We start from the raw sequence: 3,871 nt of genomic DNA, 5'->3' as shown, positions 1-3,871 counted from the left end.
GGCTGTGAACAGCCCCGCCGGCGTGGGGGGTGCGCCTGGCGCGGTCGCGTATGGCGCGGGGCGTGGTGGCGCCGGGGCTAGAGGTACGGGCCCGAGCGGATGGCGCCGGGGCTAGAGGTACGGGCCCGAGCGGATGGCGCCGTGGGGGCCGTCCTCGTCGTCTTCGTGGGGGCCGCCGGGGGGCAACGCGCGGCGCATCTGCTCCAGTTGGGCCCGCGCCGCCATCTGCTGCGCGAACAGGGCCGTCTGGATGCCGTGGAAGAGGCCTTCCAGCCAGCCCACCAACTGGGCTTGCGCGATGCGCAGTTCGGCCTCGGAGGGGACCGCCTCCTCCGTGAAGGGGAGGGAGAGGCGCTCCAGTTCCTCGACCAGCTCGGGGGCCAGGCCGTCTTCGAGTTCCTTCACCGACGCCGCGTGGATGTCCTTGAGACGGACCCGGCTGGCCTCGTCCAGAGGTGCGGCGCGGACCTCTTCCAGAAGTTGCTTGATCATGCTGCCGATCCGCATGACCTTGGCGGGCTGTTCGACCATCTCCGTCACCGGGACCTCGCGCGACTCGTCATCGGCGCCGCCGACCGCCTTCCCGTCCTGTCCCACGATCAGGACGTGCGGGGGACTGTCCTGCGACCGTTCACTCCTCGGCATCTCCATGCCGTCATTCTCTCGCACACCTTCGTTGTCACACGGTGTGCCCCCGCACGGGCGTGATCCACCCTGTGCGGGGGCGGGAACGTCATCCGGCCGCCCGGCGGGCCAGGGCTCCGCTCGACTTCGTGACCACGGCGGCCAGTACGGCCGCGCCCAGCGGGACGAGGACCAGGAGGCCGGCCAGGGTGTCCCAGGGGACGGCGATCGGGACGTAGAGGGGCTCGTCCGGCGTGGAGTAGCCCATCTCGACGGCGTGCAGCAGCAGGCTCCGCTGCTCGCGTTCCTGGGTGAGGCGCAGGCCGACCGCCGGCAGGATGCCCGCCGCCGAGCCGAGGACGACGCCCATCAGCGCCACCACCCCGCACTGGAAGCCGCTGAGGGTGCGGCGCACCCTCGGTGCGGCGCCGACCGCCGCCAGGGTCTTCAGGTCGGCCTCGGAGTCCGCCTGGGCCAGCCCCGTGGCGATGCCGGCCGCGCCGATGGTGACCAGGCCCGCGAACACGGCGAGGGCCAGCACCCCGATGGTGCTCTCCCCCTGGTAGCCGCGTTCGATCCGGACGCGGACGTCGGCGCCCAGCCGGTCGATCTCCCCGTCCAGCCGCTGCCGCTGCTCGGTGGTGGCGGCCTTCTCCAGGCTGAAGTACGCGCCGACCGGGGCCGTCGCGATGCCCGCCGCCTTCGCGGCGGAGGGCGGCAGGACGAGCCCGACGCCCCAGGACTCGACGCCCTCGGGCGCCTGGTGGACGGTGAGGACCTTGTCCTGTCCGGGCAGTTCGGCGTGGGTCGCGGCGGCCTTCTGCGCGGCCACCGGGTCGGTGACGAGCCGGAGGGTGATCTTCCCGTCCTTTACGTCGCGGCGGTCGAAGGAGACCGGCTGCCCCGCCTTGAGGGCCGCCACCGAGCCGGGGTCGGTGACCGCCAGGACCTGCAGGAGCTTCTCGTCCGCCACGATCGTCTTGAACGAGGAGCCCGGGCGTCGGGACGACATCGCGCAGCGCGGGTCCTGGCGCAGCTTCTTCGCCTCCGCCGGAGGGAAGTCGGCGGGGCCGTGCTCGGACTCGAAGAGCGGGCAGCGCTGTTCCTTGGGGACGATGAGCTCGACCCTTCCGCAGCCCGCGCCCGTGCCGTACTCCTCGCAGTTCGGGTTGCCGACCACCAGGCGCTCCACGTCGGCCCTTACCGCCACCGGCAGGGTCCTGGAGAGGAGCTCGCGCGCCGTCGGGACCTCCTGGTGGGCGCTGTTGTCGTTGACGCTCAGCAGCCCGGCACCGTCGGGGAGTTCGGCGACGTACTCGTGGCGGGCCTGGACGTCCTGGCTGTGCTGGTACGTGGAGACCGCCACGGTTCCGGCGACGGCGGCCAGTACGGCGGCCACGGCCGGGGCCGTACGCCCCCGGTTGCGGACGGCGTCACGCAGCGCGAGCCGCGGGGACAGCGGCAGCCACCGCCCCAGCCGTCCGAAGAGGCCGACCAGGAGGGGGGTGAGGGCGACGACGCCCAGCTCGGCGAGGGCGCTTCCGGCCGCGACGAGGCTGGGGCTGACCCGGTAGCGGGACCCGTAGAGGGCGATCGCGGCGCCGCCGGCGACGGCGAGCAGCCCGAGCAGGGGCAGGACCCGGTTGGCGCGCCGGATGCCGCGGCGGCCGGTGAGGGAGGCCAGGACGGTCTGCCGGGAGGCGGTGACGGCCGGGACGAACGCGGCCAGCAGGCCGGTCAGCAGGGCCAGCACGGCGATGCCGAGCAGTTCCAGGGAGCGGAAGTCGAGGCCGCCGAAGCGGATGCCGATCTTCTCCTCCAGGAGGGGCCGCAGCCCGATGGTGAGGGCCACGCCGGCCGAGCAGCCGATGACGGCGGCCACGGCGCCGATGACCAGGCCCGCGGACAGGACGATGGCCCGGATGTGCCGGCGGTCTCCGCCGTTGGCGCCGACCAGGCCCAGCTGGCGGCGCGAGCGCCGGGCGCCGACGGCGAAGGCGGGCCCGGCGAGCAGGCAGACCTCCAGCAGGGCCAGGCCCACCACGGTGGCGACGGTGGCCTGCTCCGTGAACCGGCCCACGTTCAGGCCGGGGCCGGCGAACCGTGCCTTGCCCTCCTGCGCGTACAGCGGCACCTGGGAGTCGGCGGGCGGGTGCGCCACGACGGCGCGGGAGAGGACCAGCGCGCCCTTGGCGTTCGCCTCCTTGACCATGTTCCACGTGAAACCATCGCCGCCGGCCTTCACGAGGAAGGAGTCGGTGACGTTCAGCCCGGGTGCTCCGGTGGCCGCCAGGGCCTTGTCGATCGGGGCGAGCAGGGTGCCGGGCAGCGCGAGCAGTTCGTCGCGCCTCAGGTCGGAGGGCAGCTCGTACGAGCCCACGATCGTGGAGGGGGCCGTGGAGCCGCGCGGGGTCACGGAGGAGCCGACGTAGAGCCCGGAGTGCTCCAGGAAGGCGGCGGTGGCGATGACCTCGCCGGGCCCCCCGGGGAGCCGGCCGCGCAGGGGCGTGAAGATGCCCTGCGAGAACGGGTGGTGGACGTCGAGCTCGCGCAGCTGGGTGTCGAGCAGGCCGTGCCGGGTGTGGACCTTGACGCCGGAGGTGCTCATCTGGACGGTTTCGGCGCCGGCCGGGACGGCGTCCTTGAGCGGTGCGGCCTTCTTCTCCGGGTCGGGCCGGTACTTCTCGTAGCCGCCGACGGGCGCGTAGCTCCGCCCGTCGGGGCGCTGGAGGATGGGGGCGTCCAGGCCCGTCGCCTCGATCAGGGCGTCGGCGGCGCCGATCTGGCGGGACAGCGCCTGCTGCGGGGTGAGCTCGGCACTGCGCAGGGTGAGGTCGACGGCGCTGGCCCCGACGACCGGCAGGGCGATCATCGCGAGGACGAGGGCGCTGCGGCCCTTGGCGCGCCAGGCGTCGCGGCGGGCGATGCGCAGGGCCGCGATCCAGGAGTGGTACCAGGAGGCGAACGGGGAGGTCACAGGCCGGCCGCCCGCCCGGAGAGCAGCGAGTCGGCGTTGCTGCGCAGGGTCTCGTCGACGACGCTGCCGTCGCGCAGGAACACGACCCGGTCCGCCCAGGCGGCGAAGCGGGGTTCGTGGGTGACCAGGATCCCGGCCGCCCCCGCGTCGCAGCGCAGCCGCAGCAGGGCGAGCACGGACTCCCCGGTCTCGGAGTCGAGGGCGCCGGTGGGCTCGTCGGCCAGGACCAGGCGGCGCTCGCCGACCAGGGCGCGGGCGATGGCCACGCGC

Annotated in this window: 2 protein-coding genes and 1 pseudogene; all 3 read right to left on the bottom strand. The window is 74.2% G+C overall.

Going from position 1 to position 3,871, the window contains the following annotated elements; translation table 11 throughout:
• Positions 1-111 precede the first annotated feature (111 nt).
• Positions 112-651, bottom strand: a complete 540-nt coding sequence (locus VR44_RS26705) for a bacterial proteasome activator family protein (RefSeq protein ID WP_045950163.1) — start codon at positions 649-651, stop codon at positions 112-114.
• 82 nt (positions 652-733) lie between these two features.
• Positions 734-3,496, bottom strand: coding sequence for an FtsX-like permease family protein (locus VR44_RS26700; protein WP_094191935.1), 2,763 nt, complete (start codon positions 3,494-3,496; stop codon positions 734-736).
• Between the two features lie 101 nt (positions 3,497-3,597).
• Positions 3,598-3,871, bottom strand: a pseudogene (locus tag VR44_RS26695) (ABC transporter ATP-binding protein); the annotation flags it as partial.

The sequence above is a fragment of the Streptomyces katrae genome (assembly GCF_000966975.1).
GTDB lineage: Bacteria > Actinomycetota > Actinomycetes > Streptomycetales > Streptomycetaceae > Streptomyces > Streptomyces katrae.
This window is presented reverse-complemented; position numbering and strand designations above follow the sequence as displayed.